We start from the raw sequence: 25170 nt of genomic DNA on the forward strand, positions 1-25170 counted from the left end.
ATTAGCTTAATGGCAGAGAAATTACCTACCGATTTTTTTGAATCAGGCTTCATTTCAACAGACTTTAGAAAATCTCGACTATGAAACACATGCAGCACACTTGGGCATCCCATTCATTTCAATCTTCAAAGGGCCTGCGCCATCGCTCAGTGCAGGCGTTGGGAGCCATGTTTCTTATCCTGGCCCCGTTCGCCTATAGCGCCACCTCGCAGGAAGCACAAGAGCCAGAGAATGTGAAAGTGGTTCGACAATACCTTGAAGCTTGGAATAGCGGGAAAACCAATGATATGAAAAAAGTTCTCGACTCCAACGTCGTCTATTTCAATACTAGTAATGAAGCATCCCGCACCGGGCCGGAATCCATCACCGAAGTCTCGCAGTTTCTGAAGCAAATTTTGCCTGATCGAAAAATGAAACTCCGCTCGCAACCGATTTCATCCGACGATGGCGTAGCGATTGAATGGGAATTCACCGCCACCAAGAGAAACAGTGGCGAGACGTCACCCTCCAGCACGAATATCAGTTATTTCGGTGCGAGTTTTTTTCGCGTTTTGAACGGAAAAATTGTCTACGCCAGCGATTACTACAACCACAACACCATGCAGAAGCAGCTTCAGCCGTAGCGCAAGTCGGACCCTTGCATTCGGCGGTCCATGAACAGCTGACCTCGCCGAGCAGTCGCGCATCACCCGCTTGACGTTACAACGATGGCATGCCCCATAGTGCCATCAGTGGCTTATTCGTCGCAGGGAGCGCAACTAGCCACGTCGGAATACTCAGTGTTACGCATGCGTCATCTCAACACTCGAATAGGGAAGCGCATTCCGACCAACAAACACACGCATTCTCAATGGATTAAGGATTCCGAATGAAGCTACCGACTACAAAACAAGAACTCCTAGATAAGGTTCGCACCAGCCACCGAAAGCTGGAGGAGGTAACCGCCACGGTCCCCGCGGACCACTACAGGCGCATCGCCATGATCTGGCAAGAACAGCGCCATCACACCAGCGCTGCAATGATTCTGGTGGACGTGATCCTCTGGAATACGATGATTCTGCAGCTCGCACACGATCAGACACCTGGACCTTCGGCTTCGTTCTTCTCAGCGGACACAATGATTAAGCGCGCCGAAGGTCTTTCAGGGATGTTCCAACGCCGTTTCGCAAACAGGGACCTTTGCGAGCTGGAAACCATGCTTGCAGAGGGCCAGAACCGGGTGCTCGACATCGTGGCGCACCATTCGGACGTTAGGCTTTTCGATCCCACGACGAGCCCGATGCAAACCCTCGGACGCAGGATTCAGTTCTTCACCGCTACGGCCTACGACGACGCACTGTCGAAGATGCGGCAGTGGAAGCAGGTGATGTAACGACTGGGGCGCCCGCTAGACGGTACGCCTCCCGCATCGGCTCGATCATCTTGGATCTGATCGCAGCGGCTTTCGCGCTGCCTGCCACAGCAGCGGCACCAGGATCAGCGCCAAAGCCGGGAAGATCATCCAGTTGACCGCTTGCCAGCCCGAGCTGTGCAGGATCGACCCCGCGAGGAACGACACGGCCGCCGTGGCGGCGAAGACGAAGAAGTCGTTCATGCCCTGCGCCTTGCCCCGCTCGGCCGGGGTGTGGCAGTCGGTGACCATCGCCGTGGCGCCGATGAAACTCAAATTCCAGCCGATGCCCAGCAGCGCCAGCGAGCCCCAGAAGTGGGACAGGCCGAGCCCGCCCAGGGCCACCACCCCGGAGGCGGCGAGCAGCACCATGCCGACGGCGGTCACGCGCTCCTTGCCGTAGCGCACCATCAGTCGTCCTGTGAAAAAGCTCGGCCCGAACATCGCCAGCAGGTGCCACTGTATTCCTAGGGCGGCGTTGTCCACCGAATGCCCGTGGTTGACCATCGCCACCGGCGCGGCCGTCATCACGAACGCCATCACCCCATAGGACACCACGCCCGCAGCCACGGCCAGCAGATAGCGCGGCATCGCCAAGAGCTGCAGCACCGTCCGACCGCTATCGGCGACTGCTTCGGCCTGGGTCTGGCTCGGCGTGCGCAGCATCAGCAGGATCGGCAAGGCGATCAGCGGCAGCAGCGCCTGGCTGAGGAAGCTGCCAACGTAGGGCGTGCCCGCTACCGCATCGCGCGTGAAGATCACCAACTGCGGCCCGATGATGGCGCCCGCGAGACCGCCCACCATGACCCAGGAAATGGCCTTGGCCTTAAGCGCGTCCTCGGCGGTGTCGGCGGCTGCGAAGCGGTAGCTCTGCACATACGCGCCGTAGAAGCCCGCCAGGAAGGTGCCGGCGCAGAAGATCCAGAACGAGGCCAGCATGATGCCCAACGCGGCGATCAGGCCCGAGGCCACGCCGAAGCCGACCCCCACCACGTATCCGTTGCGGCGGCCATGGCGCCGCATGATGAAGGCGGCAGGCAAGGTGCCGATGGCAAGACCCAGGCCGAACAGACTCACGGGCAAGGTGATCCAGGCCGAATTCTTGGCAAGCTGCTGGCCGACCAGCCCACCCAGCGACATCACGATGGGCGCGCTGGCGCCGCCGAGCGCCTGCGCGGCGGTGAGAACGCCGATGTTTCGGCGCGTGATGCTCTGGTCGGTCATGGGCGTCTTTCTTATTCGTTTGTCTGGCCGGAAATATTACACGCATGAATATATATTCAGTTATATGGACATGCGATGCTCACGAACCATCGCGAGCCGGTCCATCCTCGGAAGCCCCGGCGGAAGCAGCACCGTGCAGGGCCAATGCGAGCAGGTGCTCTTTCACCTGGATCAGTTGCTCCATGCGTTCCTCAACACAGGCGAGATGGCCTTGGACAGCCTGCCTTAGCAGCTCAGGTTCCAGGACCCCCTCATGTGCCCAACCCAGTAGGCGGCGCACGTCATCCAGGCCGATTCCCGAGGCACGGTAGTTGCGAATCAGGTGAAGCCGTTCGACATGGGCCGGGCCATAGCGCCGATAGTTGTTGCGTGACCGCTCCGGGGCTTGCAACAGGCCCTCCCGCTCGTAGAACCGAATGTTCTCCGGGGGGGTGCCCGTCAAGCGCGCAAGTTCACCGATCCTCATCCGGTTCTCCGTGCGCAACGATGGGGAACGCCGCCGTTGCGCATAGCCCTTATCCCGGCGACCGGGCGGATGGTTGCCCGGTGGCGCCCGATTGCACCGTGTGCTCAGTCCAGCCGCCACCCAGCGCCTTGTAGAGGTGGATGAGGTTGTTCAGCCGCGTCAGGCGCGTGCGCACCAGGGTCTGCTGCGCACCGTACTGTGTGCGTTGCGCATCGAGCAAGGTGAGGTTGTCGTCCACGCCTTCCTGGAAGCGTTGCTCGGCTAGTTGGTAGGCTTTCTGGCTAGCCGCTACCAGGAGCTGCTCCGAGCGGATCTGCTCATCAAGCGTGCGCTTGCCCGCCAAGCCGTCAGCCACCTCAGCAAAGGCCGCCTGGATAGACTTCTCGTAGTTGGCGATTTCGATCCTCTTTTGTACCTGTGCCACGTCCAGATTGGCTCGCAACGCGCCGCCGCGGAAGATGGGCAGCGTGATCTGCGGCAGGAAGCTCCAGGCCCGCGAGCCCGAATCGAACAGGCCGTCCAGCGAAGCGCTGGCCGTGCCCGCCGAGCCCGTGAGGCTAATCGTCGGGAAGAACGCGGCCCGCGCCGCGCCGATGTTGGCGTTGGCGCCGATCAGCATCTGCTCGGCGGCGCGGATGTCCGGCCGACGCGCGAGCAGTTCGGACGGCAGGCCGCTCGGCAGGTCGGTCGGCACGATGTCGTCCGGCAGCGCCACGGCCTCGTCAAGCTGCCGGGACAGCTCCGGCGTCAGCGGCTGGCCCAGCAGCAGCACCAGCGCGTTGCGGTCCTTGGCCGCCTGCCGCGTGTAGGCGGCGCGGTTGGCCTCGGCGGTGCGCAGCGCGATCTCCGCGCGGCGCAGGTCGAGCTGCGTGGAATTTCCCGCTTCCACCAGTTGGGTGGTCAGGTCATAGGAGCGCTTCTGTGTGGCGAGGGTGTCGCTCGTCAGGCGCAGCAGTTCCTGGTCGGCGCGCAGCGTGAGGTAGGCGCTGGCCACCTCGGACACCAGGCTCATCTGCGTGGCGATGCGGGTCTCGTCGAGGGCCAGGTAGGACGCCAGCGCCCGGTCGTTGAGGCTGCGGATGCGGCCCCACAGGTCCAGCTCCCAGGCGGCCGTCACCCCGGCCACGTCGTAGCGCCGGAGCACGTCGCTTTGCCCCGTGGTACTGAGGTCGGCCGGTACGCGCTCTGACGCGCCGCGGGCGGAAACGCCCAGGTTCGGCAGCATCTCGGCACGCTGGATACGGTACAGCGCCTGAGCCGCCTCCACGTTGAGCGCGGCTTTGTGCATGTCGCGGTTGTTCTCCAGCGAAATGCCGATCAACTGCTGCAGCAGCGGGTCGCGGAAGAAGTCCCGCCAACCGATCTCGGCCGTGATCGCGTCGTCGGGCGTCGCGGCCGCCAGTTCCACATAGGCCGCGCCCGAGGGATAGGCCGTGTCGATCGGCGCTGCGGGCCGGTCATACTTCGGTGCCATGGAGCAGCCAGCCAGCGCCGCCGCGAGGGCGAGCGGCGCCAGCGTCCTGGCGGGTCGTGTGAATGCGAAAGATGTTTTCATGTCGTATGTCCTCCTGGCCGTCATGCGTGCTGGTCGGTCATGCCGCCACGGGCATGGCGCGCTTCGCGGCGCAGCGCCAGCTTGCGCACCACAACGTAGAACACCGGCGTCAGCACCAGGCCGAATACCGTCACGCCCAGCATGCCGGCGAACACCGCGATGCCCATGGCGTGGCGCATCTCGGCGCCCGCACCGCTGGCCAGCACCAGCGGCACCACGCCAGCGATGAAGGCGAACGACGTCATCAAGATCGGGCGCAGCCGCAAGCGCGCGGCTTCGAGCACGGCTGCCAGCGGATCGGCCCCTTCGCTTTCCTTCGCGCGGGCGAACTCCACGATCAGGATCGCGTTCTTGGCAGCCAGGCCGACCAGCACCACGAAACCGATCTGCGTGAAGATGTTGTTGTCGCCCCCAGAGAGCCAGACGCCGGCGATCGCCGAGAGCAGCGCCATGGGTGCAATCAGCAGCACAGCGAACGGCAGCGACCAACTGTTGTACTGGGCCGCCAGGAACAGGAAGGCGAGCAGCACCGCCAGCGCGAAGATGTAGATCGCCGTGTTGCCAACCCGTTTTTCCTGGAAAGTCAGGTCCGTCCATTCGTAGGTCATACCGTCCGGCAGCGATTCGCTCACGATCTTCTCAATCGCGGCGGTGGCCTGGCCGGACGAGTAGCCCGGCGCTGGCCCGCCGCTGATGTCGGCCGAGGGAAAGCCGTTGTAATGCATCACCCGGTCGGGGCCGGAACTGCGCTCGATGGTCGCGATCGCGCTCAGCGGGATCATGTCGCCCGCTGCATTGCGCACCTTGAGCATGCCTATGTCCTCAGCCTGCATGCGGAACTGCGCATCGGCCTGGGCCATGACCCGGTAGGTGCGACCGAAGCGGTTGAAGTCGTTGACGTAGAGCGAGCCAAGGTTGACCTGCAGGGTGTCGAACACCTCGGTCAGCGATACGCCCTGCGACTTGGCCTTCACCCGGTCGATGTCCACCTGCAACTGCGGCGCATTGGTCTGGAAGCTGGCGAGCATGTTCGCCAGCTCGGGCGCCTGCATGGCCTTGCCCATGATCTGGCCCTGTGCCTGCGCAAGCGCCTCGGGACCCAGGCCCGCCCGGTCCTCGATCTGCAGCTTGAAGCCGCCCATCGAACCCAGGCCCGGCACCGGCGGCGGCGGGAAGATGCCAACGAAGCCGTCCGGGATCTGGCTGAACTTGCCCATGAGCTTGCCCTGGATGGCGAAGGCCGACAGCGACGGGTCCTTGCGCTCATCGAAGGGCTTGAGCATGGCGAACATCAGCGCGGTGTTCGGCTGGTTCACCGGTCCATTGACCGACAGGCCCGGGAAGGCCACCACGCTCTCGACGCCCGGCTCAGCCAGTGCGATCTTGGTCATCTCCTTGACGACCGCCTCGGTGCGATCCAGCGAGGCGCCGGTCGGAAGCTGGGCGATGCCCACGAGGTAGTACTTGTCCTGGGCCGGCACGAAGCCCGCAGGCACCTTGTGGAAGCCCAGCCAGGTCAGGCCCAGGAAGCCGACGTAGAGCAGCAGCACGATGGCGCTGCCGCGCACCGCGCGGCGCACGCCCCCGACGTAGGAATTCGAGGCACGATCGAAGAAGCGGTTGAAGCGGCGGAAGAAGCCGCCGAACACGCCGTCGATGATGCGCGTGAGACGATCGGGCTTGGCCGCGCCGTGGTGCGGCTTGAGCAGGATGGCGGCCAGCGCTGGCGACAGCGTAAGCGAGTTGATCGCCGACAGGATGGTCGAGAACGCGATGGTCAGCGCGAACTGGCGATAGAACTCGCCCTGCAGCCCCGACAGGAACGCCGAGGGGATGAAGACCGCTGCCAGCACCGAGGTGATGGCCAGGATCGGGCCAGTCACTTCATCCATCGCCTTGCGCGCCGCATCCTTGGGCGATTCGCCCAGCGCCATGTGGCGCTCCACGTTCTCCACCACCACGATGGCGTCATCCACCACGATGCCGATGGAGAGCACGAGGCCAAACAGCGACAGCGTGTTCAGCGAGAAGCCGAACATGTGCATCACCGCGAACGTGCCGACCAGCGAGACCGGCACGGCGATCAGTGGAATGATCGACGCGCGCCAAGATTGCAGGAACAGCACCACCACGATCACCACCAGGAGGATGGCCTCCAGCAGCGTGACGGCGACGGACTGGAGCGAGGCGCGCACGAAGACTGTGGGGTCGTAGGCGATCTTGTACTCGATGCCTTCGGGGAACTTGGCCTGCAGCCGCTCCATCGTCGCGCGCACCGCGCTGGACGTGTCCAGGGCATTGGAGCCGGGCGTCATCAGGATTTGCAGGCCGACCGCGTTCTCGCCGTCGAGCTGGCCGCGCATGGTGTAGTTGTCCGAGCCCAGTTCCAGGCGTGCGACGTCGCGCAGGCGGGTCACCTGGCCGTTGGCGCCGGCCTTGATCACGATGTCGCCGAACTGCTCTTCGGTGGTCAGGCGCCCCAGCGCATTGACGCTGACCTGGAAGGCGGCCGACGCATTCGGCTGCTGGCCGATCGAGCCGGCTGCGACCTGCACGTTCTGCTCGCGGATGGCGGCGACCACATCGCTGGCGGTCATGCCCCGCGATGCGACCTTCTCGGGGTCGAGCCAGACGCGCATTGCGTACTCGCCTTCACCGCCGATGATCACGTTGGCGATGCCCGGCAGGCGCGCCAGTTCGTCGCGCACGTTGAGCATCGCGTAGTTGGACACGTACAGCGGGTCGTAGCGGTCCCCCGGCGAGAGCATATGCACCACCATGAGAATATCGGGCGCGGTCTTGTCGGTGACCACGCCGATGCGCTGGACCTCGGACGGCAACCGGGGCAGCGCGCGTGAGACGCGGTTCTGCACCTGGATCTGCGCGACGTCGGGGTCGATGTGCTGCTCGAACGAGATGGTCAGCACCATCCGCCCGTCCGTGGACATCTGGGACTGCATGTACATCATGCCTTCCACGCCGTTGACCGCCTGCTCCAGCGGCGATGCCACGGTGTCGGCGATCACCTGCGGGTTGGCGCCGGGATAGCTGGCGGTGACCTGCACCGTCGGCGGCGTGACCTGGGGGTACTCGCTCAGGGGGAGCTGGAAATAGCTGATCGCGCCCGCGATCAGCATCAGCACCGACAGGACGATGGCGAAGATCGGCCGGTTGATGAAGAAGCGGGGGAAATTCATTTGCGGGCCTCCGCCGAGCCGGCCGCGCCGTCAGCCTTGGCGGGGTCCGCGCCACCGGCCTTGGCAGGCGCCGCAGCGGGAGCCGGAGCGTTTGCCGCAGCCTTGGTCGCGCCGGTCGCGCCGGCGGCCGGTGCCGCGGGCGCCTGCATGGGCACCATGCGCGGCGTGACCGCCATGCCGGGGCGCACGAGGCCCTTGATGATGATCTTCTCACCGGCCTGCAGGCCGCCGTTGATGACGCGCAGCCCGTCCACCACCGGCCCCAGTTCGATGGGCCGGTACTGGGCCTGGTTGTTCTCGCCCACGACCAGCACGTAGTTGCGCCCTTGGTCGGTGCCCACGGCCTGATCGTCGATCAGGACGGCCTCGCGCGCCGCGCCGGTGGACAGCTTGGCCCGGGCGAACATGCCGGGTGCCATGCGCCCATCCGGGTTGGGCACAACGGCGCGCGCGCGGATCGTGCCGGTGCTTCGGTCAATGGTGTTGCCCACGAAGTCGAGCGCGCCCCTGTGCGGGAAACCCTTGTCCGTGGTCAGCCCGACCTGCACGGGCAGCGAAGCCTTGCTACCGGCGCCCGCAGCGGGCCGCGAGCGGCTGACGACGTTGAGATAGGTGGCCTCATCAATGTCGAAGTACACGTGCAACGGGTCGATGGATACGATCGTGGTCAGCAGCGTGGCCGCGCCGGCGCCGCCACCGCTGACCAAGTTGCCCTCGGTCACGAGCACGCGGTCGACGCGCCCGGCGATGGGCGCAGTGACGCGGGCGTAGGACAGGTCCAGCTGAGCCGCAGCAACGGCGGCCTTAGCCGCCTGCACCTGAGCCTGGCGCGCGTTGCGTGCGGAGGCGGCATCGTCATAGGTCTTGCGCGCGACGGCGCCGGTCGCCACCAGGCGCTCGGCGCGGTCAAAGTCGGCCTGGGCCTGGCTGGCCAGCACCTCGGCCTGACGCAGTTGCGCCACGGCCGTGTCGAGCGCAACCTGGAACGGCCTCGGGTCGATCTGGAACAGCAGTTGGCCCTTGCGCACGAGGCTACCTTCGGGAACGCTCACCGCATCGACGGCGCCGCCGACCCGCGAGCGCAGCTCGACGGTCTTGGGCGCGGCCAGGAAGCCGGTGTACTCGGCCGATGGCGCGACCGTGCGGGTAATGACCTCGGCCACGGGCACCTGCGGCGCCATCGGCGCGCCCGCCGGGGGCGCCGCGGCCTTGCCCTCGTCCTTGGCGTCGCGGGCAGCGATCGCTATCCCCCCGACGGCTGCGATGACGCCTGCCACCACAATGATTCTGATTTTTTTTACGCATGGAAGTGACCCTTTCTTGGATGCAGGACTCCGGCCCTTCCGAAGCGCTCTGCAGACATTTGTGTGGAGGCTAGGCGTTACAACGACGGCAAGGTCAAGCCCTCTTGTTGCCTCAGCGGGCAGACGGCACGGACAAGGTGGTGGGACGCCCGGCGTCGTCGCCGTGGTTGGCCTCAGGCGCGCCCTTGAAGCGCAGCAGGCGCAGTGCGTTCAGCGTGACCAGGGCCGTGGCGCCGGTGTCGGCCAGCACGGCAACCCACAAGCCGGTGATACCCAACACGGTGGTGACCAGGAACAAGCCCTTGAGGCCAATGGCGAATACGACGTTTTGGTGAATGTTGGCCATCGTCGCCCGCGACAGGGCCACCAGGTGGGCCACGTCCGTGACGCGGCTCTTGAGCAGCGCGGCATCGGCGGTTTCCAGCGCCACGTCCGTGCCGCCGCCCATGGCGATACCCACGTCGGCGGTCGCCAGGGCCGGCGCGTCGTTGATGCCGTCGCCGACCATCGCCACCTTGGCATCACGCTTCATCTCGTTGACCAAGCGCAGCTTGTCCTGCGGCAGCAGCTCGGCCTCCCACTCGATGCCCAGCTTGCCGGCGATCGCCTGCGCGGTGCGGCGGTTGTCGCCGGTCAGCATGACCGAGCGCACGCCCATGGCGTTGAGCTGGGCCACGCCTTCGCGCGCGTCGCGGCGGGGCTCGTCGCGCAGGGCCAGCAGGCCCAGAACGTTCTTGCTGGCTTCGTCGAACAGGACCACCACGGTCTTGCCGCCATCCTCCAGCTTGTCGATTTCCCTGCGGTGCGCGGCTGTCAGCGTGGCCGTCTGTTCCGCATGGGCGGGCGATCCGACAGCGAGCGCACTGCCGTTCACGGTGGCGCGCACCGCCTTGCCGGCAATGGCCGATGCGCCCGTGGCCTGGGGAATCGCCACGTCCAGGCTCTTGGCATGGGCGACAATGGCCTTCGCCAAGGGATGGTTTGAGCCGGACTCGACAGCGGCGGCAAGCGCAAGGACCTGTTGATGCTTGAACAGCCCGAAGGGCAGGACCTCGGTGATGCGCGGCTTGCCCTCGGTCAGCGTGCCAGTCTTGTCGAAGGCAATGGCGCGCACGCGGCCGATGGTTTCCAACGCGTTGCCACCCTTGATCAGCAGGCCCCGTCGCGTGGCCACCGCAAGGCCCGAGGCGATGGCCGCCGGTGTGGAGAGCACCAGCGCACATGGGCAGGCAATCAACAGCAGTGCGAGGCCGCGGTACAGCCAGGTACCCCAGTCGCCACCCATGGCAAGTGGCGGAACCACCACGATCAACGCCGCGATGGCCATGACGGCAGGGGTGTAGTAGCGGCTGAACTTTTCGATGAAGCGAGCCGTGGGCGCCTTGGAGGACTGCGCCTGCTCCACCAGTTGGATGATGCGAGAAATGGTGTTGTCCGATGCCGTCTTCTCGACTTGTACTTCGAGCACGCCATCGACGTTGATGGAGCCGGCGAACACGTCGGCACCGATAGCCTTTTGACGCGGTACGGACTCGCCGGTGATAGGCGACTCGTCCAGGCTGCTTTCACCGCGGAGGATCTTGCCGTCCGCAGGCACCCGGTCACCAGGGCGCACCAGCACGCGGTCGCTCACGCGCAGGGAAGCGGCGGGCACTTCGCGCTGCCCGCCCGCGGCATCGAGCAGTACCGCCGTCTTAGGCACCAGGGAGGCCAGCGCCTTGATGCCGGCGCGCGCGCGGCCGGCGGCCACGCTTTCCAGCAGCTCGCCGATCGCGAACAGGAACACCACGGCAGCAGCTTCCTCGGCCTCGCCTATCACGAGCGCGCCCAGCGAGGCGACGACCATCAGCGTTTCGATAGAGAACGGCGAGCCTGACACAGCCAGCGCGAAGGCTTTGCGAGCGAACGGCAGCACGCCCGCGATCACCGCAGCGGCGAAGATCCATTCAGCGTAGCCAGGAACGAACTGCGCGATCGCGTAGGCCGAGCCCATCAGGCCGCCCAGGCCCAGCACGTGCTTGCCTTTCTTCGTCTGCCACCAGCGCTGATGGCGCGCCGTCGATGCTGCTGCTGGGGCCGCGGGTGCTGAGCCAGCATGGCGGCGCACGTCGGAGACGCCGAAGCCCAGGCTCTTGATGGTCTTCTCGATGTGGCCGAGCTGCGTGGGGCCGCCAGACGCGAGCGTCAATTCCAGCGTTTCTGCGGTGAAGTTTATGCGGGCATCGGACACGCCATCCATGCGAGCGAGCGCCGTTTCGATCTTGCCGACGCAACTGGCGCAGTCCATGCCCTCGACGCGCATGGACACGTTGGGGGGCGTGCTGGGTGCTCCACGGAAGGCAGAGGCCGGCGCATGGTCATGCCCGCTGCAGGCCCCGTGATCGTGACCGTGGTCATGGGCATGGCCGTGAGCATGGCCATGCCCATGGTCATCACCGCACGCTTTGCCGTGCGAATGATCGTGCCCGTGGTCGTGGGCATGCCCATGGTCATGGTGGCCGCCGCAGCCGGCGTGGTCATGCGCGTGGGCCGCATGGCGCGGTGCAGGTGCTGCGGACATTTCGGACGCGGGCAGTGCCTGCACGTCGAAGCCCAGGGACCGGATTTTCTTGGCAATGTCGCGTGCAGTATTTCGGCTACTTGTGCTGCGCGTCAACGTCAGCGTCTCATTTGTAAAATTAACCTGTACATTTGATACGCCATCAATTCGACCAAGCGCTGTTTCAATCTTGCCGACGCAACTGGCGCAATCCATACCTTCGACCCGAAAGCCCAGTTGTTCGTCCTGCGCTCCTGTGCCGTCCAATGTTTCCAAAGACATATCAATCTCCTGGTTCTCTGAGTAATCGCCGTGGCAGGACGCACAAATCAGCGATCGGAATGTTATGCAAACAAATGAACACTTGTTTGTATGTTTATTCAAAAAAAAGAAAGAATCTCTTTCTGGCTGAACCATCCGACCGCTGCTTTATGCAGCTGCCATTAAGTCATTTTTTGTTGCGCAGCATCTGGTAGGTTTCAAATGCGGTGCGGTAGGCATCACTATAGGTATCAGGCGTCTGCTCACCAGCCCAGAATCCAGCCATTCCCGCAACCTGCCAATCTGCCAAATCACTCTTTACTTGAGCACGAGTCAATGCCACCGGAGCCTTGTAAGCCGCACCCAGCTTGAGCTGGAGATAGCTCTCGTAGGCTTGTTGGTAGGCTTGGGTGTGCGAAGCGGTGGTGATTCCGCGCGAGGTGAACGCGTGCATGCCGGAGATTTTCCACAGTTCCAAATCAGCCATCACTTCAGCACGAGTCTTTCCTGCTGAGGGCGCCTGATACATATCACCTTGGGTCAATTGCAAGTAGCGCTGAAAGGCAGCCTGGTATTGAGGGCTGAACGTATCCGGGCCGCTTTCGCCGCGAGACAACGCTTCCAGCCCAGATTGCCTCCAAGCAGCCAGATCCTCTTGGACCTGTTGCCGTGTCATATCTGCGGCGAACGGTTGAGCGTTTACTCCAGCAGCAAAAAGTGCGGAAAGCAGAACAGCAAAGCGAATTTTCTTGGACATGGTCAATACTCCTTGACGTTAAAAATAATGGCGTGGTCCTTACGCCTTTCGGATACCCCGTAGACAAATAATAACACACATGAAGATATGTTCAAGTGTTTATTTTTAGAGTGCTTTTTGCTTGGGGTCTTCTAGGCATTCAGCAAGGCGCGCCGGTGTCTCTCTAGATTGATAGCCAAAAAAAGCCTACCCCTTGAAGGCGTAGGCCGGCGCGCACTCACATGTTCAGTCAATCGTCGTGTCTGTCCTCCGAAATGTGAACCGCCATGTCCTGGAGTACCTGGCTGACGTGCTGGTCGGCAATGCCGTAGAAGATGTGCTTGGCTTGGCGCTCGCCGCGCACGAGGCGCGCGCCGCGCAACAGGCGCAGGTGATGGCTGACCAAGGACTGCGACAGGTCTAGCGAGCCAGCAATGTCGCCCACTGCGACCGATCCGCGCATGCACTGCAACAGGATTTTCAATCGCGATTGGTCGCCCAGCAGGCGGAAGGTCTCTGCCAGAACAGCGACGTCACTTTGCGATAGTGCGAGGACATCAGTGGTCGTGCCGTGGTTAGAGGTCGAACATTGCACAATAGCGGCGCTGGTGGTTTTGCGGGATGTCATGGATTCAAACCCTCCAGTGAACTGCGAACCGTCTAGCACGGCCTCAATGCTTGTGACCGGGAGCGGAGTGGTCATGGTCATGATTGTGCTCACTGTGGTCGTGGCCGCTGTGGTCCTGACGGCCTGTCGTGGGTTGCAGGCTGCAGATGTTCTCGTCAGCCTCCGAGTTCCAGTCGATTCCGACTGTGGCGTGTTCGATGCTGAACTGCTCTCGCAGCACCGCCTCGACGCGCTTGACCACAGCTCGCGCCTCCTCGTCCACGTTGGGTCGAACGTGTAGCGTGGCCATCGTGCGACCGGAAGTGAGTTGCCACACGTGAACATGGCTGACAGCCGCCAGGCCGGGCACAGTGCTCATCAGGCCTTGTTCCACCTTTTCCGGCGAAGCGTCCTCTGGCGCACCCTCCAACAGGATATGGATCGACTTGGCCAGGAGCTTCCAGGCGCTGCGCAGAATCAACGCCGCTACTAGAACCGACAGGATGGGGTCGATCGGAGTCCAGCCGGTGAAGTAGATGACGATCGCTGCAACGATGGCGCCGACAGAGCCGAGCAGGTCACCCATCACGTGGAGGATGGCACCTTTCACATTGACGTGATCGGTTTCGCCGCGGGTCATGATCCACAGCACGAGGACGTTGATCAGTAAGCCGAGCACGGCGACGATCATCATCGGGCCGGCGAGGATGACGGGCGGCGCCTGCAGCCGCTCCCACGCCTCGTAGGCGATCCATGCGACGATCGCGAACAGGGTCACGGCGTTCAGGAAGCCGGCGATGACCTCGAAGCGCAGGTAACCGAATGTGCGTTTGCTGTCGGCTGCGCGGCGACCGAATCGGAAGGCAGCGTAAGCCAGGGCAAGTGCCACGGCGTCGGTCAGCATGTGGCCAGCATCGGCAAGTAGGGCTAGCGAGCCCGACAGCACGCCGCCGACAGCTTCCACGAGCATGAAGCCGAAGATCAGGAAGAAGGAAACCAGAACCTTGCGCTCGTTGGCGCTCGTCACTGTGGGGGTGTGGTCGTGATCATGGTCGTGACCATGGTCATGTGCATTGGATTGGGACATGGGCGCCTCTGCTGGTTGAGTGTTTGACTATGGCGAAATATAACACATGAATATGTGTTCATGTGATATATTTTCGCTCACCCTTCTCAGCCTCCGAAGCCATGCGTTGTGATGCCGCAACGAGAAAATGTGCCTATCCTTTCGGCCAGATACGGTGCAGGTCATCCAGAATCAGCTGGTGATGGTGCCTGCCTTGGTCTGCGTGTGTGCGTAAATGAGGGTGATCCGGCGGCAAGCTGGGGTGGTCATGCGCCACGTCAGAAGGGTCGCTGGCCGGCCACAGCCAGAGCGTCAGCGCCACGCCGGCCAAGCCGACCAGGGACATGACAATGAAGGTCGATGGCAAGCCCATGACCGCGCCGAAGCGGCCGGCAAGTGGGTAGCAGATGAGCCAACAGGCGTGCGACAGCGCGAAGTGTGCCGCGAAGATCGCAGGACGGTCCTCGGCATGGGCCGAGCGGCGCAGAAGACGGCCGGATGGCGTTTGCGCCACGCTGTAGCCAAAGCCGATGATCAACCACAGCGGCAGCAACAATGCATAGCTCGGCAGCAGTGCGCCGATCCCCGTGCCCACGACCAGTACGGTAGCGCCGGTGAGCATCGCGGTTCGGTCGGCCACCTTTTCCAGTAAGGATGGCAGAACGAAGGCTGCCACCATCGAACCGCCTCCGAATGCCGCCAGTGCCGACGCCACTTCGACCTCGCCTAGGCCAAAGCGCGCCTTCACGAGAACCACCGTGTTCACGATCACCATGGCGCCCGCCGCCGAGACGGCCAAGCTGATCGCCAGCAGGCCCCGCAGGCGTGGCGTAGCGAGATAGATGCGTGTGCCGCGGGTCGTGCGATCCCAAATGCCGCGGCGCGGTCCGGGAATAGTTGTGGGCAACCGCACGCTGACCACGAGCGCGGCTGAAACGAGGAAACCGAGCACTGTTCCCGCGAACAGGTTGTGAAAGCTGATGACGGTCAGCAGCGCAGCAGCCAGCATCGGGGAAATCAGGCTTTCCAGGTCATAGGCCAGCCGGGACAGCGACAGCGCCTTCGTGTAGTCCTCTTCATCGGGAAGGATGTCCGGGATAGTGGCTTGGAAAGTCGGCGTGAAGCCGGCGGATGCCGCTTGCAGGACAAAGATCAGCAGATAGATCTGCCAGACCTCGGTGACAAAGGGCAAACAGATCGCGACAACCGCTCGTACCAGGTCCAGCGCTACGAGCAATGACCGTCGCGGGAACTGGTCGGCGAAGGCCTGTGCGACTGGAGCGACTCCCACATAGGCCAGCATCTTGATAGCCAGCGCCGACCCGAGCACCGCACCTGCATCGGCCCCGGCCAGCTCGTAGGCAAGTAGGCCGAGCGCTACCGTCATCAGGCCTGTGCCGACGAGTGCGATCACCTGCGCGGTGAACAGGTGGCGGTAGGTGCGGTTCTTTAGGACGGAGAGCATCGAGAGACCTCAGAGCAGTCTGGTTAGCGCCTTCATTTCGGCTAGAACGGAGTCCTCATCATGAGATAGGCAGTGGTCGATGTGGTCATGGATCAGGACGCGCTTGGCCGCTGTGACGGCGCTCTCCACCGCAGCGAGCTGGCGAGCGATGTCCAGGCAGGTTTCTTCTCCTTCGATCATCCCGATGACGTGTCGCAGATGACCCTCGGCGCGCTTGAGCCGTTTCACGAGATCTGGGTGGCTGGTGTGCTTGTGCATCTCTTTCATGCAGCAATCATATCCCCCCCCGGGGGATATGCTCAAGGAGTCTGCATAGCTGTTTGCGCAGTGGATTAGCCCCACCTCGCCTCTCGATGTCTTGCGCCCGACGCCCTCTCTAAGGCGATTGGTGCTCAAAGGATGTAAGGTTTTCTTTCCCATTCGTATGAATAGATATACAATTGTTCATATCTAAGCCAGTGAACAGTGGCTTTTCAACGACAAGCACTTGCTCGGAAAGAGAACACCCAGCCGGGGGTAAGTACTGATGCAACACCGATGGAGAATTGAATGCTTCGCAAAGACATACGCAAGGGATGGATATGGGCGGTATCCACGCTTTGGGCCGGCACCGTGCTAGCCCAGCCAGTAGCCGCCCCTCACGTCCCATCCAGACCAGACAGCCATATGGTCGCCCAATTGTGGGAGTCAGCTTGGCAGCGGCAGCCAGAAGCCGCTGGAGAAGGCGCCTGGCAGCAGGCCGCCCAAGCACGCCAAGAGACGGCCGGCAGTTGGGTGGCAGGTCCGATGGCGCTGGAAGCCTCCACCAAAACTGATCGGTTCAACAACCGCAACGGACAGCGCGAATATGAAGTCGGGGTGGCTATTCCCCTTTGGATGCCTGGTGAGCGCGCCTCGTCGGCACGCTGGGCGGACGCGGAAAGCCTCGCGCTATCCAGCCGGATGCTGGCCGCCAAGCTACGCACGGCCGGACAGGTTCGCCAGGCATGGTGGGCATGGCAGCGTGCCCAGGCCGAATTGGTGGCGGCGCAGGATCGCACCCGCAGCGCGGACGAGTTGGCGCAAGATGTGGCTCGCCGGGTTCGCGCGGGCGACCTGGCGCAAGCCGACAGAAACCAGGCCGATGGCGCCTTGGCGTCGGCTCGTAGTGCCCTGGCCATTGCTCAGGCCGAAGAAATCACGCAGCGCGAGGCGTTGTTGGCACTGACCGGCATCGAGAGTATCCCGTCGCAGGCCGATTCCGCGCAGCCGGAGCAGTCAGGTGTCCGAGTTCAACCGGCATCGGCACAGCCGTCCGGCGCGTTGTTGGGTAACCACCCTGCGCTGCTGGAACTGCAGCACAAGGCGCTGGCGGCCCGCCGCTCTGCGGAACTGGTGTCCCATCAGAAGTACGCCAACCCCGAACTGACCCTGGCGACCACGCGGGATCGGGGCGGCTACGGCGAACGCTACAACCAGACGATCACGGTGGGTGTGCGCATTCCCTTCGGTACGGGTAGCCGTCATACCGAGCAATTGTCCAGCGCCAATGCGCAGGCACTGGAGGCTGAGTCGGCACTCGCGGCCCAGCGCACCCGGCTACTCTCGGAAATTCGAACTGCCCAATCGCGCGAACTGGCAACCAGCACCCAGATGCAGGCCGCTTCGGAGCGCCAGCGACTAGCCCAACAAACGCGCACCTTCTACCAAAAGTCGTTCGCGATGGGCGAGACGGACATGCCGACACGCCTTCGCATCGAGCAGGAGGCCACCGAGGCCGAGCGCGCGGCGCTGCTCGCCAAGGTGGAGCATGCCGCGGCCATCTCGTCCCTGTTGCAGGCACAAGGCACGCTGCCGCAGCCGACCGAGACTTTCACTGACATCTCCGGCACGCGCTGATCGGCGCGCGCTCAACCATCCTGGAACCTTAGAAATGTCGCAATCCTCTTTCTGGCGTGCAGCTGCCTTGTCCAGCCTCCTGCTTGGCAGTAGCGCAACGTGGGCCGGCGACGGCCATGACCATGGCGAAGCCGCTCCTGCCCCCGCAGCGGCCGCGCTTCCGCGCTTTGCCGCAGTTTCCGATGACTTCGAACTGGTGGGTGTGCTGAACGGCCAGCGTCTCACACTCTACCTCGACCATGCTGCCGACAACCGGCCGGTGACCGATGGCGAGCTGACCCTCGAGCTGGGTGGTCAACAGGTAAAGGTCAGCTCACACGGGGTTGGAGAGTTCGAGGCCGATCTGACTGAGCCGCTATCCGATGGCGAGACCTCAATCATGGCCACTATTACTGCGCAGGGCCAATCGGACCTGTTGACGGGCGTTCTCGATGTTCATAGCGAAGACGCCGAACACGAGCATGCCGTCGCATCCGGCCGTGTGGTCGTACTAGGTGGCGGTGCCGCAGTCCTCGGCGTCGGTGTCCTAGCGTGGGCGCTGCGCAGACGTACACGCACCAACGGTGCACTGCGAGGTGCAGCATGAAGCGCAACTTCCGTTTCCTAATGACGACGGCCATGGCGGCTGCATTGGCTCTGGCTGCTCCCGCGTTCGCTCACGACGGCCATGACCACGGCGACGAAGCGCCGGCTGCGTCTTCCAATGGCCCCCAGCGCCAGCCTGATGGCAGCGTGTTTCTTCCGAAACCGTCGCAACGTCAGATCGGTGTACGCACCCAGCTGATCAAGCAGGAGCCCTTGGCCCGCAGCCATGAACTGGCTGGCAAAGTAATCATGGACCCGACGACAGGCGGCAAGGTCCAGGCAATGGTAATGGGCCGGCTGGTGCCCGGGCCGGATGGTCTGCCGCAGATCGGCCAATCCGTGCGCAAGGGCCAGGTGCTGGCTTACATCGAACCGGCCAGCGGTGTGCTGGAGCGCTCAGGCCAGATGGCCCAGGTTGCCGAGCTGCGTGCGGGCCAAGCGCTCGCGCAGAAGCGCTTGGCCCGGCTGCGCGAGCTGTCGGAGACCGTGCCCCGCAAGGAGATCGAAGCAGCCGAAAGCGAAGTGAACAGCCTGACCGAACGCGCCCGCGCCTTGAGCGGGGGCCTCGCCGGCAGGGACGTACTGAAGGCCCCAGTCAGCGGCGTCATCGCATCCAGCCCCGCAGTTGCCGGGCAGGTCGTGGATGCGCGCGAACTGGTGTTTGAGGTGGTCGATCCGACCCAACTGCGCATCGAGGCGCTTGCCTACGATCCGGCAATGGCACAGAACCTGGCCGGTGCTGCACTCGCAGTAGGCGGTCAGAAGGTGCCGCTGAGCTTCGTCGGTGCCGCCAGCAGCCTGCGCGAGCAGGCCCTGCCCATGCTGTTCAAGGGCACCAGCGAAAGCCTCTCGCGCTTGGCGGTCGGTATGCCGGTGGTGGTCTTCGTGCAAGAGGCGACGACGGTACCTGGCTACCGCGTGCCTTCCGGTGCGCTGATGAAGAACCCTGCCAACCAGAACATCGTCTGGGTCAAAGACCAGGCCGAGCGCTTCGAGCCGCGTGTCGTGAACATCACTCCTTTGGATGGTGCATCCATCGCTGTCACTTCGGGCCTGGCGGACGGCGACCGCGTGGTTGTCGAGGGCGCGTCCCTGATCAATCAAGTTCGTTGAGGGGCACCATTCCATGTTCAAGTGGCTTCTCGAAAATAGCTTACGAAACCGGCTCCTGGTCATCATCGGGGCGCTGGTGCTGATGGCGTATGGCGCGTTCACCCTGACGCGCACGCCGGTAGATGTCTTTCCCGATCTCAACAAGCCGACCGTCACTCTCATGACGGAGGCTGGCGGCATGGCTGCCGAAGAAGTCGAGCAACTCATCACGTTCCCGCTCGAAACGGCCATGAACGGCCTGCCCAGCGTCGAAAGCGTGCGCTCGGTCTCCAGCGCCGGGCTTTCCTTCATCTACGTGACATTTGACTGGAAGACCGACATCTTCCGGGCGCGCCAGATGGTCTCCGAACGCCTGACGTCCATGGAGGAAGGGCTAGCCCCGGGCGTGACGCCCACTATGGGGCCAATCAGCTCAGTGATGGGCGAGATCATGCAGATTGCAATCCCCATCGGTGCCAAGCCCTCAGGGCAGAAGAACGCAGCCCCGCCGCTGTCGGCCATGGACACTCGCGAGTACGCGGACTGGGTGCTACGCCCCCGGCTGATGGCCATACCTGGTGTTGCCCAAGTCATCCCGATCGGAGGCGAGGTCCGTCAGTTCCAGGTCCAGCCCAACACCACGCGAATGTCAGAGCTGGGCGTGACTGCGTCCGATCTGGATGCGGCTCTCAAGGGCTTCTCCGCGAACACTTCCGGCGGCTTCCTGGAGATCAATGGCCGCGAGTACCTGATCCGCAACCTGGGCCGCACGTCCCGACTCGACGACCTGCGTAACCTGCCTCTCGCGGTGCGTGCGGGCCAACCCATCCTGCTCCACCAGGTCGCCGATGTTCAGTTTGCGCCAGCCATCAAGCGCGGCGATGCGGGCTTCGAGGGCCTGCCAGCCGTGATCCTGGGCATCCAAAAGCAGCCCACGGCCGATACGATTGCACTGACCCGCTCGATCGAGTCAGCGTTGGCGGACATGAAGGGCTCACTGCCGGCTGGCATGGCCGAGCCACAGGTGACCTTCCGACAAGCCAACTTCATCGAGGCGTCCATCAGCACGCTGCAAGGCAAGCTCATCGGCGCATCGGTCTTCGTGGCGGTGATCCTGTTCTTCTTCCTGGGCACTTTGCGCCCCCTGGTGATCGCGTTGACCGCGATTCCTGCCTCGATCTTCGTGACCGGGCTGGTGTTCCACTATTTCGGCCTATCAATCAACACCATGACGCTCGGTGGGCTGGCGATCGCCATCGGCGGTCTCGTGGACGATGCTGTGGTCGATGTGGAGAACATCATGCGGCGGCTCAAGGAGGACCGCACCCGCCACCCTGAGAACCGGCTGACGCCCCTGGTCATCGTTGCCAGGGCCTCGATGGAGGTTCGCTCGGCGATTCTCTACGCCACGATGATCATTGTGCTGGTGTTCCTGCCCCTGTTCGCGCTGCCGGGGATGGAGGGGCGCTTGTTCGTGCCGCTGGGCATCGCCTTCATCGTCTCCACGCTGGCCTCGCTGCTGGTCTCTGTGACGGTCACTCCGGTGCTTTCGTACTACCTGCTGCCCAAGATGAGGACGCTGGACCATGGCGACACTCGGCTTCTAGCCTGGTTGAAGACGCGCTATCAGGGCGGCCTGCAGCGGGTCTTGCAGCGGCCGCGTGCCGCCCTTGGCATGGCCGCTGTGGCTGTCACACTGGCTGTCGCCGCGGTGCCATTCTTCCCGACCACGTTCCTGCCCCCGTTCAATGAAGGAACGTTGCTGGTGGGCCTGCGCCTGAATCCCGGTGTGACGCTGGCCGAATCTTCGGCGCTTGCCCAGCAAGCCGAGCTGCTGGTCGCGCAGGTGCCAGAGGTGCAGCACGTGGGCCGGCGCAGCGGACGGGCCGAGCTGGACGAGCATGCCGAAGGCGTGCATGTCAGCGAGCTGGACGTGGGCCTGCTGCCCGCCTCGGAGCTAAAGCGCTCCATGGAGGAGATCACCGCCGACATCCGTTCGCGTCTGGCTCACTTGCCCGGCTCCATCGGCATTGGCCAGCCGATCTCGCACCGCATCGACCACATGTTGTCGGGGGTGCGCTCGCAGATCGCCATCAAGGTGTTCGGCGAGGACCTGGACGTCCTGCGCGGGCAGGCGGATCTGCTGCGCGCCAAGCTGGCCGGAATTCCGGGGCTTGCTGACCTGGAGATCGAAAAGCAGGTCCTAGCGCCGCAGATCAAAATCCGCGTGGATTATGCGGCGGCGGGACGCTACGGCGTGGCCGCACCGCAAATTCTGTCCACGCTGCAAAGCCTGGTCGAAGGCGAAAAGATCACCGAGGTCATCGAGGGCAACCGCCGCTTCGCGCTGGTGGTTCGCCTGCCCGAGCAGGCGCGGTCGATTGAGGGCTTGAGCCGCATCCTCATCGACACGCCCATGGGTCGGGTCCCGTTGTCGCGCCTTGCCACCATCGAAGACAGCGACGGCCCCAACCAGGTCAGCCGCGACGATGGCCGTCGACGCATAGTTTTGTCGGCCAACGCTCAGGGACGGCCGCTGTCCGAAGTAGTGGCCGACATACGCAGCGTCGTCCAAGAAGTGCGCTTGCCCGAAGGCTACTTCATCACGCTGGGCGGCCAGTTCCAGGCACAAGAGGAAGCCTCGCGACTGGTGGGCCTGCTGTCCATCGTCTCCCTGACGCTCATGTTCGTGGTGTTGTACACGCGCTACAAGTCGGTCGCCCTATCAGCGCTCATCATGGTGAACATTCCATTGGCCCTGGTCGGCGCCGTGTTGGGGCTGTGGCTGTCTGGCCAGCCGTTGTCCGTGGCCGCCCTGGTCGGCTTCATCACGCTCGCGGGTATTTCTGTGCGCAACGGCATCCTGAAGGTGAGCCACTACCTCAACCTCATGCGCATGGAGGGCGAGGACTTCGACCAGAAGATGATCGTGCGTGGCTCGCTCGAACGGCTTTCCCCGGTTCTGATGACCGCGCTGGTCACGGCCTTCGCGCTGGCCCCGCTGCTGTTCGAGGCGTCCCGACCCGGTACTGAGATCCTGCACCCCGTCGCGGTGGTGATCTTCTCGGGGCTGGTCAGCTCCACGCTGCTAGACACCTTCCTTACACCCGCCATGTTCTGGCTGTTCGGCCGCAAGCCTGCCGAACGCCTGCTGGACGACCGCGACGCGGAGGCATTCTGATGCAACGCCTTCTGTCACCCGATTTCAACCACCGTAACCCTATAGGAGCTTTCATGTCTGTTCGATTTCGTTCCCTCACGGCTGGCACCGCCCTCGCCCTGGCATCCGTCACCGCCTTCGCCGCAGGCGACCATGACCACGCGCATGACCACAAGCCGCTGCATGGTGGCGTCGTGACCGAAGTCCGGGACGTGGACTACGAGTTGGTCGTTCAGCCCGCAGCAGCGCAACTCTACCTGCGCGACCACGGCAAGCAGGTCAATGTAAGCAACACCAAAGCCAAGCTCACACTGTTGACCGGCTCACAAAAGCAGGAGGTGCAACTCACGCCTGCCGCGGACGGAAGCCGCCTCGAAGGCAGCGGGACCTTCGCCGCAGCCAAGGGCACGAAGGCCGTCGTCCAAGTCGAACGTGGGGGCAATACCGCGAGCGCCCGGTTCGTTCTGCCGTAGTGTTCAACGTGATCGTCAGGGAACGAGCTGTAATCTGGCGACCACCTGACAAAAGGCGCGACATAGGCGCTCACTATTTCCTCAAAAACTTTGGAGATGTAAATCATGGAAATGCATTTCGACGTCATTGTTATCGGTGCCGGCCCAGGCGGATACATCGCGGCCATTCGCGCTGCCCAATTAGGCATGAAGGTCGCTTGTGTAGATGCCTGGAAGAACAAGGACGGAAAGCCAGCACCTGGCGGCACCTGCAACAACATCGGTTGTATCCCTTCGAAAGCGCTACTGCAGTCGTCAGAGAACTTTGAACAAGCCAAGCACCACTTTGGCACGCACGGCATCTCCACGGGTGATCTGCGCATGGATGTGACCACGATGTTGGAACGTAAGAATCAGGTCGTGAAGTCCAGCAACGAAGGCATCCTTTATCTGTTCCGCAAAAACAAGGTCCAGTTTTTCAACGGCCTGGCGTCTTTCACCAGGACTGTCGATGGTGGCTTCGAGGTGAGCGTCGCCGCCGATGAGGCTGTTACCTTGGTTGGCAAGCAGATCATCGTTGCCACAGGCTCCAACGTGCGGCCGCTCCCCAACCTACCGTTCGATGAGCGGGTCGTGCTCTCCAACGACGGCGCGCTGGACATCGCGGCTGTGCCTGATCGGTTGGCCGTCATCGGTGCCGGCGTGATCGGCCTGGAGCTGGGCTCCGTTTGGCGCCGCCTGGGGGCGGATGTCACGATCCTCGAAGGCTTGCCCAGCTTCCTGCCAATCGTCGACCAAGCCATCGCCAAGGAGGCGAAGAAGGCGTTCGACAAGCAAGGCCTGAAGATCGAACTAGGTGCGAAGGTTCGCGAAGTCAATGCAACCGAGGCTGGCGTGACTATTCACTACACCGACAGCCAGGGCCAGACGCAGTCCTTGCAGGCAGACAAAGTGATCGTGGCTATCGGCCGTGTGCCGAACACCGAAGGCCTGAATCCGGCCGCCGTGGGACTCCAATTGGATGAGCGCGGCGCCGTACTGGTGGACGATGAATGCCGCACCAGTGTGCCCGGCATCTGGGCCATCGGTGACGTGGTGCGTGGCCCGATGTTGGCGCACAAGGCGGAAGAGGAAGGTGTCGCAGTGGCCGAGCGCATTGCCGGCCAGCACGGTCACGTCGATTTCAATACGATCCCCAACGTCATCTACACCAGCCCGGAGATTGCCTGGGTAGGCCGCACCGAGCAGCAGCTCAAAGAGCAGGGCACCGCCTATCGAATTGGTTCCTTCCCGTTCATGGCCAATGGCCGCGCGCGTGCGCTGGGCGACACGACGGGCCTCGTCAAGGTGATCGCCGATCCTGCCACTGATGAGATACTCGGCGTGCATGTGGTCGGCCCGCAGGCCAGTGAACTGGTGGCCGAGGCCGTGATCGCCATAGCGTTCAAGGCCAGCAGCGAAGACATCGCCCGCATCTGCTTTGCCCATCCGACCCTCTCCGAGACGTTCAAAGAGGCCTCGCTGGCCGTGGACAAGCGCGCGCTCAACTTCTGATTGATCGGAAGCGGCATCCAAACCACCTCACCGAACGCAGCTGCGGGCGGTGGGGCGCATATCGCCATGGAACGTAGGCCACGCTGCAACGGCATGCTATGCCCAACAGTTACTCGTCGTTGTGGTCTTCCGCGATGTGGGTGGCCATATCCAGCAGCACCTGGTTCACGTGCTTGTCCGCCACCTCATAGAAGATCTGTTTGGCCTGGCGCACGCCCTTGACCAGGCGAGCACCGCGCAGCAGCCGCAGGTGGTGGCTCACCAGCGACTGCGAGAGTTCGAGGGTTTCAGCAATGTCCCCGACCGAGGAGGAGCCCTTCATGCAGCACAGCATGATTCTCAGCCGGGACGGGTCACCCAGGAGGCGGAATGTCTCAGCCAAGATGGTCACGTCATTCTGTGACAGCGATTCCAAATCGGCGCTGGGACCCTTCGGTGGGGTACTGAATGGCTTACTTATATTCATTTTTAAAATATTTCCTATCCTCGAATGGCTGTTTTCGCTCTTCAGAATTAACAAGGCAGCGGCCGCTTAGGCTCGCGCAGCAAAGAACCAGTGCGAGCCTGGCAGGCAAGGCCTCCGTTCCCCGTGCGCCGGGTCATTTCTGAAACCTGACAGCATCCGAAAAAGCGCTTGAC

Annotated in this window: 20 protein-coding genes; 8 read left to right on the plus strand and 12 right to left on the minus strand. The window is 63.2% G+C overall.

The features are described from left to right. Positions 1 to 80: 80 nt before the first annotated feature. A complete protein-coding gene (locus AC4PS6_RS00975; RefSeq protein WP_038318172.1) occupies positions 81 to 623 on the plus strand; it encodes a nuclear transport factor 2 family protein in 543 nt (180 codons plus the stop codon). Between the two features lie 245 nt (positions 624 to 868). Beyond that, positions 869 to 1372, plus strand: a complete 504-nt coding sequence (locus tag AC4PS6_RS00980) for a ClbS/DfsB family four-helix bundle protein (protein ID WP_017515674.1) — start codon at positions 869 to 871, stop codon at positions 1370 to 1372. Positions 1373 to 1417: 45 nt separating this feature from the next. Here AC4PS6_RS00980 and AC4PS6_RS00985 read toward each other — a convergent pair whose 3' ends face one another. From AC4PS6_RS00985 to AC4PS6_RS01035, 11 genes are all read right to left on the minus strand, one after another. Continuing rightward, positions 1418 to 2614: an MFS transporter gene (locus tag AC4PS6_RS00985; protein ID WP_126311851.1), complete on the minus strand. Its 1197-nt coding sequence runs from the start codon at positions 2612 to 2614 to the stop codon at positions 1418 to 1420. A 79-nt stretch (positions 2615 to 2693) separates the two neighbouring features. After that, complete coding sequence (locus tag AC4PS6_RS00990) at positions 2694 to 3080, minus strand: MerR family transcriptional regulator (RefSeq protein ID WP_023110694.1); 387 nt, start codon at positions 3078 to 3080, stop codon at positions 2694 to 2696. Positions 3081 to 3129: 49 nt separating this feature from the next. Next, the gene (locus AC4PS6_RS00995) at positions 3130 to 4635 is read right to left on the minus strand and encodes an efflux transporter outer membrane subunit (protein ID WP_003821143.1); all 1506 of its coding nucleotides are present in this window, start codon (positions 4633 to 4635) and stop codon (positions 3130 to 3132) included. A 20-nt stretch (positions 4636 to 4655) separates the two neighbouring features. Continuing rightward, on the minus strand, positions 4656 to 7832 hold the full coding sequence (locus AC4PS6_RS01000; RefSeq protein ID WP_023110693.1) for an efflux RND transporter permease subunit: 3177 nt from the start codon (positions 7830 to 7832) through the stop codon (positions 4656 to 4658). Continuing rightward, positions 7829 to 9109, minus strand: a complete 1281-nt coding sequence (locus AC4PS6_RS01005) for an efflux RND transporter periplasmic adaptor subunit (protein WP_234493403.1) — start codon at positions 9107 to 9109, stop codon at positions 7829 to 7831. The genes AC4PS6_RS01000 and AC4PS6_RS01005 overlap by 4 nt, the downstream gene beginning before the upstream one ends. 139 nt (positions 9110 to 9248) lie before the next feature. Continuing rightward, positions 9249 to 11957, minus strand: a complete 2709-nt coding sequence (locus AC4PS6_RS01010) for a heavy metal translocating P-type ATPase (protein WP_079382322.1) — start codon at positions 11955 to 11957, stop codon at positions 9249 to 9251. 166 nt (positions 11958 to 12123) lie between these two features. Next, a complete protein-coding gene (locus AC4PS6_RS01015) occupies positions 12124 to 12693 on the minus strand; it encodes a DUF4148 domain-containing protein (RefSeq protein ID WP_003821150.1) in 570 nt (189 codons plus the stop codon). A 229-nt stretch (positions 12694 to 12922) separates the two neighbouring features. Further along, the gene (locus tag AC4PS6_RS01020) at positions 12923 to 13381 is read right to left on the minus strand and encodes an ArsR/SmtB family transcription factor (protein ID WP_439328552.1); all 459 of its coding nucleotides are present in this window, start codon (positions 13379 to 13381) and stop codon (positions 12923 to 12925) included. Then, a complete protein-coding gene (locus tag AC4PS6_RS01025; RefSeq protein ID WP_003821153.1) occupies positions 13344 to 14366 on the minus strand; it encodes a cation diffusion facilitator family transporter in 1023 nt (340 codons plus the stop codon). The genes AC4PS6_RS01020 and AC4PS6_RS01025 overlap by 38 nt, the downstream gene beginning before the upstream one ends. A gap of 133 nt (positions 14367 to 14499) precedes the next feature. Then, positions 14500 to 15810, minus strand: a complete 1311-nt coding sequence (locus AC4PS6_RS01030; protein ID WP_003821155.1) for an MFS transporter — start codon at positions 15808 to 15810, stop codon at positions 14500 to 14502. Between the two features lie 9 nt (positions 15811 to 15819). Then, on the minus strand, positions 15820 to 16077 hold the full coding sequence (locus tag AC4PS6_RS01035; RefSeq protein WP_003821156.1) for a metal-sensing transcriptional repressor: 258 nt from the start codon (positions 16075 to 16077) through the stop codon (positions 15820 to 15822). A 519-nt stretch (positions 16078 to 16596) separates the two neighbouring features. Between AC4PS6_RS01035 and AC4PS6_RS01040 the strand changes: the two genes are divergently transcribed. The 6 genes from AC4PS6_RS01040 (at position 16597) to lpdA (ending at position 24531) form a co-directional block, all read left to right on the plus strand. Continuing rightward, on the plus strand, positions 16597 to 17688 hold the full coding sequence (locus AC4PS6_RS01040; protein ID WP_017642566.1) for a TolC family protein: 1092 nt from the start codon (positions 16597 to 16599) through the stop codon (positions 17686 to 17688). A 34-nt stretch (positions 17689 to 17722) separates the two neighbouring features. Next, entirely contained in the window at positions 17723 to 18274 is a 552-nt protein-coding gene (locus AC4PS6_RS01045) for a hypothetical protein (RefSeq protein WP_015912829.1), read from the plus strand. Beyond that, on the plus strand, positions 18271 to 19386 hold the full coding sequence (locus tag AC4PS6_RS01050; RefSeq protein ID WP_003821159.1) for an efflux RND transporter periplasmic adaptor subunit: 1116 nt from the start codon (positions 18271 to 18273) through the stop codon (positions 19384 to 19386). Before AC4PS6_RS01045 ends, AC4PS6_RS01050 begins: the two co-directional genes overlap by 4 nt. Positions 19387 to 19399: 13 nt before the next feature. Beyond that, positions 19400 to 22546, plus strand: a complete 3147-nt coding sequence (locus AC4PS6_RS01055) for an efflux RND transporter permease subunit (RefSeq protein ID WP_023110688.1) — start codon at positions 19400 to 19402, stop codon at positions 22544 to 22546. Between the two features lie 53 nt (positions 22547 to 22599). Further along, the gene (locus tag AC4PS6_RS01060; protein ID WP_015912828.1) at positions 22600 to 22998 is read left to right on the plus strand and encodes a hypothetical protein; all 399 of its coding nucleotides are present in this window, start codon (positions 22600 to 22602) and stop codon (positions 22996 to 22998) included. 105 nt (positions 22999 to 23103) lie between these two features. Then, complete coding sequence (gene lpdA, locus AC4PS6_RS01065) at positions 23104 to 24531, plus strand: dihydrolipoyl dehydrogenase (protein ID WP_034074791.1); 1428 nt, start codon at positions 23104 to 23106, stop codon at positions 24529 to 24531. A gap of 109 nt (positions 24532 to 24640) precedes the next feature. Here the strand turns inward: lpdA and AC4PS6_RS01070 are convergent, their stop codons facing one another. Beyond that, a complete protein-coding gene (locus AC4PS6_RS01070) occupies positions 24641 to 24997 on the minus strand; it encodes an ArsR/SmtB family transcription factor (RefSeq protein WP_057091752.1) in 357 nt (118 codons plus the stop codon). Positions 24998 to 25170: the final 173 nt, after the last annotated feature.

The organism is Pseudomonas sp. DW-iso17 (assembly GCF_058725345.1).

Coding starts and splice junctions, on each gene's coding strand:
- AC4PS6_RS01000 (WP_023110693.1), bottom strand. CDS start 7,832: ATGAATTTCCCCCGCTTCTTCATCAACCGGCCGATCTTCGCCATCGTC.
- AC4PS6_RS01060 (WP_015912828.1), top strand. CDS start 22,600: ATGTCTGTTCGATTTCGTTCCCTCACGGCTGGCACCGCCCTCGCCCTG.
- AC4PS6_RS00985 (WP_126311851.1), bottom strand. CDS start 2,614: ATGACCGACCAGAGCATCACGCGCCGAAACATCGGCGTTCTCACCGCC.
- AC4PS6_RS00975 (WP_038318172.1), top strand. CDS start 81: ATGAAACACATGCAGCACACTTGGGCATCCCATTCATTTCAATCTTCA.
- AC4PS6_RS01010 (WP_079382322.1), bottom strand. CDS start 11,957: ATGTCTTTGGAAACATTGGACGGCACAGGAGCGCAGGACGAACAACTG.
- AC4PS6_RS01025 (WP_003821153.1), bottom strand. CDS start 14,366: ATGTCCCAATCCAATGCACATGACCATGGTCACGACCATGATCACGAC.
- AC4PS6_RS00980 (WP_017515674.1), top strand. CDS start 869: ATGAAGCTACCGACTACAAAACAAGAACTCCTAGATAAGGTTCGCACC.
- AC4PS6_RS01070 (WP_057091752.1), bottom strand. CDS start 24,997: ATGAATATAAGTAAGCCATTCAGTACCCCACCGAAGGGTCCCAGCGCC.
- AC4PS6_RS01015 (WP_003821150.1), bottom strand. CDS start 12,693: ATGTCCAAGAAAATTCGCTTTGCTGTTCTGCTTTCCGCACTTTTTGCT.
- AC4PS6_RS01050 (WP_003821159.1), top strand. CDS start 18,271: ATGAAGCGCAACTTCCGTTTCCTAATGACGACGGCCATGGCGGCTGCA.
- AC4PS6_RS01045 (WP_015912829.1), top strand. CDS start 17,723: ATGTCGCAATCCTCTTTCTGGCGTGCAGCTGCCTTGTCCAGCCTCCTG.
- AC4PS6_RS01030 (WP_003821155.1), bottom strand. CDS start 15,810: ATGCTCTCCGTCCTAAAGAACCGCACCTACCGCCACCTGTTCACCGCG.
- AC4PS6_RS01055 (WP_023110688.1), top strand. CDS start 19,400: ATGTTCAAGTGGCTTCTCGAAAATAGCTTACGAAACCGGCTCCTGGTC.
- AC4PS6_RS01020 (WP_439328552.1), bottom strand. CDS start 13,381: ATGACCATGACCACTCCGCTCCCGGTCACAAGCATTGAGGCCGTGCTA.
- lpdA (WP_034074791.1), top strand. CDS start 23,104: ATGGAAATGCATTTCGACGTCATTGTTATCGGTGCCGGCCCAGGCGGA.
- AC4PS6_RS00990 (WP_023110694.1), bottom strand. CDS start 3,080: ATGAGGATCGGTGAACTTGCGCGCTTGACGGGCACCCCCCCGGAGAAC.
- AC4PS6_RS01035 (WP_003821156.1), bottom strand. CDS start 16,077: ATGAAAGAGATGCACAAGCACACCAGCCACCCAGATCTCGTGAAACGG.
- AC4PS6_RS00995 (WP_003821143.1), bottom strand. CDS start 4,635: ATGAAAACATCTTTCGCATTCACACGACCCGCCAGGACGCTGGCGCCG.
- AC4PS6_RS01040 (WP_017642566.1), top strand. CDS start 16,597: ATGGCGCTGGAAGCCTCCACCAAAACTGATCGGTTCAACAACCGCAAC.